Annotated in this window: 4 protein-coding genes; all 4 read left to right on the top strand. The window is 30.1% G+C overall.

Going from position 1 to position 4,668, the window contains the following annotated elements:
- The first annotated feature begins 239 nt into the window (after nucleotides 1-239).
- Nucleotides 240-1,037, top strand: coding sequence for an ABC transporter permease (locus tag V7266_RS25365; protein ID WP_335472028.1), 798 nt, complete (start codon nucleotides 240-242; stop codon nucleotides 1,035-1,037).
- 15 nt (nucleotides 1,038-1,052) lie between these two features.
- Nucleotides 1,053-2,687 carry a teichoic acids export ABC transporter ATP-binding subunit TagH gene (gene tagH / locus V7266_RS25360; protein ID WP_335472026.1) on the top strand — a complete coding sequence of 545 codons (1,635 nt, stop codon included), beginning with the start codon at nucleotides 1,053-1,055 and terminating at the stop codon, nucleotides 2,685-2,687.
- 138 nt (nucleotides 2,688-2,825) lie between these two features.
- Nucleotides 2,826-4,241, top strand: a complete 1,416-nt coding sequence (locus V7266_RS25355) for a right-handed parallel beta-helix repeat-containing protein (protein WP_335472024.1) — start codon at nucleotides 2,826-2,828, stop codon at nucleotides 4,239-4,241.
- Between the two features lie 235 nt (nucleotides 4,242-4,476).
- Nucleotides 4,477-4,668 (top strand): hypothetical protein (locus tag V7266_RS25350; protein WP_335472022.1); only part of this gene is annotated, 192 nt, incomplete at its 3' end.

The raw sequence follows: 4,668 nt of genomic DNA, 5'->3' as shown, positions 1-4,668 counted from the left end.
GGTTTATCCTCTATGGATTTCACTATAGAATTTTGGAAAAATGGATTATTACAGTCCTTTAATATTATCCGGCCCATTCATTTGGTGCCGGATTTTATATTGCTAGTGAAGGATTATATGGTTCTTAAGAGGATACCACGATTATTATTATATATGTTATAATGAATTGTTATGCCTGAGCCTTAAAAGAAGTTATATAAGGCGAACTAGGATATTATTCTAAAAAAGGACGTCACTAAATGAAAGCAGTTATAAATGTTATAAAAGAGCAAATTGAAAATTTTTATTTGATCTTTCGATTAGCGTCTTATGATATAAAGGGAAGATACCAATCACATTATTTAGGTGTAGCGTGGCAATTTATTAATCCAGCTATGCAAATAATAATCTATTGGTTAGTTTTTGGGCTAGGAATAAGAAGTGGACATCCTATCGGGAGTACACCTTTTTTTGTCTATATGATATTGGGGGCAATTCCCTGGTTTTTTATTAGCTCTGCAATAATTCAAGGTTCTAACAGTGTATATAATAAAGTTAGTTTGGTCTCTAAAATGAAGTTTCCCGTTAGTGTTCTTCCTTCCATTACCATTGTTAGTAACATATTTAATCTTATCTTTATGTTATTAATACTAGGAGTAATACTTTACGTATATAGAATTAATCCAGGAATATACCTTTTACAACTACCGTATTTTATTTTATGTATGGTTATCTTTTTATTTGCTGTAACATTACTATTTTCTACAATAGCGACTATGGCAAGAGATTTTCAATTAGCATTACAATCCTTTATGAGAATGATGATATATGTATTACCGGTTTTATGGGATATGGAGAAATTATCGTTGTTAAACTTTTTTAGGTTAAATCCATTGTATTATTTAATTGACGGATTTAGAAAAACCTTTTTAGTTAAAGAGTGGTTCTTTCATGATTGGAAATATATGCTTTACTTTTGGATAATTACTCTTTTAATGTTATTTATTGGTTCAATTGTTCATATAAGATTTAGAAAACAATTTGTGGACTACATTTAGATATGGAGGCTTAACATGGTTTCAAGCCCAAAAGTGGATTTCAGAAATGTTTCAAAGAAATATACACTTCACACAAAAAAATTCGATAAGATTTTTGAAGTAATACTCTCAAGAGGCAGTAATAAAAGTTTTTATGCTCTTAGAGACGTCTCTTTTACCGTTAATGAAGGTGAAACAATTGGTATAATTGGGATGAATGGTTCAGGGAAATCAACCTTATCTAATTTGCTGGGCCAAGTTGTTCCACCCACATCTGGCAAAATTAAAGTTAATGGAGAAACATCATTAATTGCAATTTCAGTGGGGCTGAACAACAATTTAAAGGGAATAGATAATATTGAACTAAAATGTTTAATGCACGGTTTAAAAAAAGACGAGATCAATAGAATAACTCCACTAATCATTGATTTTGCCGATTTGGGTGATTTTATTCATCAACCTGTAAAGAATTATTCAAGTGGAATGAAAGCAAGGCTTGGTTTTGCTATTTCTGTTCATACAAACCCAGATATCTTGATTATCGATGAAGCTCTTTCTGTTGGGGATCAGACCTTTTATGACAAATGTATAAAAAAAATGAATGAATTTAAGAATGAAGGAAAAACTATTTTCTTTATTAGTCACTCAGTTTCTCAGATTCGTTCGTTTTGTGATAGGACTATGTGGATACATTATGGTGAACTAGTTGAATTTGGTGATACAAAAACAGTTCTAGCAAGCTATAGTAAATTTATCAAATATTTTAACAACCTAACGGATGAAGAAAAAAAGAATTATAAAAAAGAAAAAATGGTTAATCAACAGTCGGGTGATTTACCTAATCATAATCAGCAGATCAGAAGCAGGAAAAGCCCTAGTGTAAGAAAAAGGAAAATTAAATGGTTTTTCCAAATTTTACTTTTTCTTGCAGTTATCTTTCTTAGTTCTTTTTTGGTACTGATGGATGATGGATTTATTAAAGGTTCACAATCAAAAGTAAATCTAAAAAACCAGAGCATCCAAGAGGGAAATGCAAAGAAAGTAAATGATATTCAAAAGTTAGAGGTTGTCGGGACAAAGGCAATTCAAATTAATAAAGTTGGATATGTTAAAATCGAAAATGGGAATATATTCCAAACAAAGGAATTGCGCAAAAAAATTCATACCTTAACATTTTCTGATCAAGTATTTGTTGAAAAAAAATTGGGAAATTTGTATGAAATAAATTTGGACAATAAAAAGGGCTTTGTAGAAGCAAGAAATATTTATATTCCTGAGGATCAGCTAGAGAAACAAAACATACAAATTAATGATTTTATTATGAGCTTTCCATACTCATTTCGACAATCTTATGAATTTTATTTATCTTTTATTAATAGTAACGTTAACGAGATTGAAAAGAGCATTCGAGGAAAAACAGGTGAGCATACAGATGAATTAGGTAACAAATATATTGTTTTTGATAATATTACTTATCGAATTAATAATGATAATTTTTCAAATGCTATTATAGTAGATAAATTTAATTTCAATGACCTTAGCAAAGATCAATTAATTAAAAATGCGACTATTAAAAGTGAAGATAATAATTTTGTTTACTTATTAACTAACACTTATAATTATATTTTTGACTTAAAGAATCAAAAAGTTACAATTTCCCCAAGCCAATAGTCTGATTGTATTCATTATTTTTATAGTATATTCTTTTAGTTAGAAAAGAAACAAATGGTGACTTCCTAAGGGTCACCTTGTTTCTTTTTTGGGTTATTATATTATCGATTAAAAATTCATTTTAAGGAATGAGGTTCTATGCGGAGGCAATTACTAAACATCAAGAAAGGCCCATTTCTGTTTGTGATTTTATTTTTGCTCACAGCATCAGTTTGGTTGATTGTATCAATAGCAGACCAACCTGATTCTAAAGAGAATTCGAATAAAAGCAAAGCACCTTCACAAACGCAGATTAAACCTAAAAGTGTAAGATTACGAACTCCAGAAGATTTTGGTGCGAATGGTTTTGATAAAAAAATTGATACAAAAGCACTACAAGCAGCTATTGAAAACAGTGATACCTTAACTCTGAAGAACGGGGCTACATATATTATCGATAAGCCTTTAGTTAGTGAGCATTCAATTAAGATTGAAAGTGATAAGAATGGAAAGAAGAAACCTGTAATATTGCAGATAAGCAAGAAGAGTGCCTTTATTTTAAATAATACTCCAACTACTTCTACTGTAGTTAGTAAGAGGATTTCAATTAATAACCCTTACGTAACTTTACAAACTACTAGAGGGATGAAAGCTGGGGATTTGTTACATTTAACATCTAATAAATTATGGTATTGGGATAATAGAGGATATTTGAAAAAAGGGGAATTACATAAGATCACTAAGATTGAGGGAAATAAGGTATATTTAGACCGTGCTACCAGCGAAGATTATATGGTAGGGGCGGGTGAAATTGTTACTGCCACTGTGTATCCTAATATTTCAATAAAGTTGTCTAATATTTCATTTACACATCCTAAGGCCTATAAAACCGCTATGTTAAAAGTGAATTATACAAGTAATACTGATATTGAGAATGTATCTGTTTCTAATTCCAAGCATATTGGGATTTTTTTGAATTGCACATATCAAACTCAAGTAAGAAACTCATATATAAATTTAGGAACCACTAAAGACATTAACACGGGTTATGGAATTCAAGATTATGGTGGTAGTGGAACAATTGTAACAAGTAGTACTTTTAAACATGTGCGTCGTGGTGTGGATTTCTCGGGTAAAACACCTTCACGTTATGGTAAAGTGTCTAATTCTAAAGCATATGGATATAAGCAAGGAACATTAGCCAGTGGCAATAGTGGATTTGGTACCCATTCAACAGCAGAGAATATCACTTTTGAAAATAACTATGTAGAAAATTTTAATTATGGTTTTTTAACAAGAGGAAATAATATTATTGTAAAGGGAAATACATTAGAAGGTTATAGTAAAAACTTTATAGCCATATCTTATGGTGGCTCTGTAAATGTAATGAACAATACCTATAAAAGTAAGAATGGTAGTAAATTAGAAAATTTTCTTTTCGTTTTAAGTACCTATAATGGGTCTATATCGGCAACTGGAAATAGAGTCGTTGGTCAAAAAGGTCAATTTATAAACGGAGAAATCAGCCAATTGAAGCAGCTATTTGTAAAGGGTAATAGTGTCATACAACCATAAAAATAATCATAGTTTATATATTTCTCTTCTAAAGAACTAAGATCATTAAGCAATACCAAACATTAAAATTGAAATTATAAATCTAGATTTATTAGTGGGTGTTTAAGTATTAATAGACGAAGACTATATTCTATTATTTATTATATTTATGAAATAAGTTAAAATTATAGTTATGCGGAATATTCTCAGGTAGTAGATACTTAACCAAGAAATTTACTAGGAGGTAATAATTATAATGAAAGGAAAGTTGTTAACAATATTATCGATTGTGGTCCTTTTGATGATAACTGGATGTAGTAAAAGTACAGAGCAAAAACAGGGAGCAGAAAGTGACTCTCCCAAAATAGCTAACGTAGAGTTGAAAAAGATAGATAATTCTACAATAAAAGTTACTAGCAGCGCAGAGGGTCAGGAATTAGTATATGCT

The sequence above is a fragment of the Neobacillus drentensis genome (assembly GCF_036965645.1).
Lineage (GTDB): Bacteria > Bacillota > Bacilli > Bacillales > Cytobacillaceae > Neobacillus > Neobacillus drentensis_D.
Note: the sequence above shows the minus strand (reverse complement) of the source record. Positions and strands in the feature narration are given on the sequence as shown.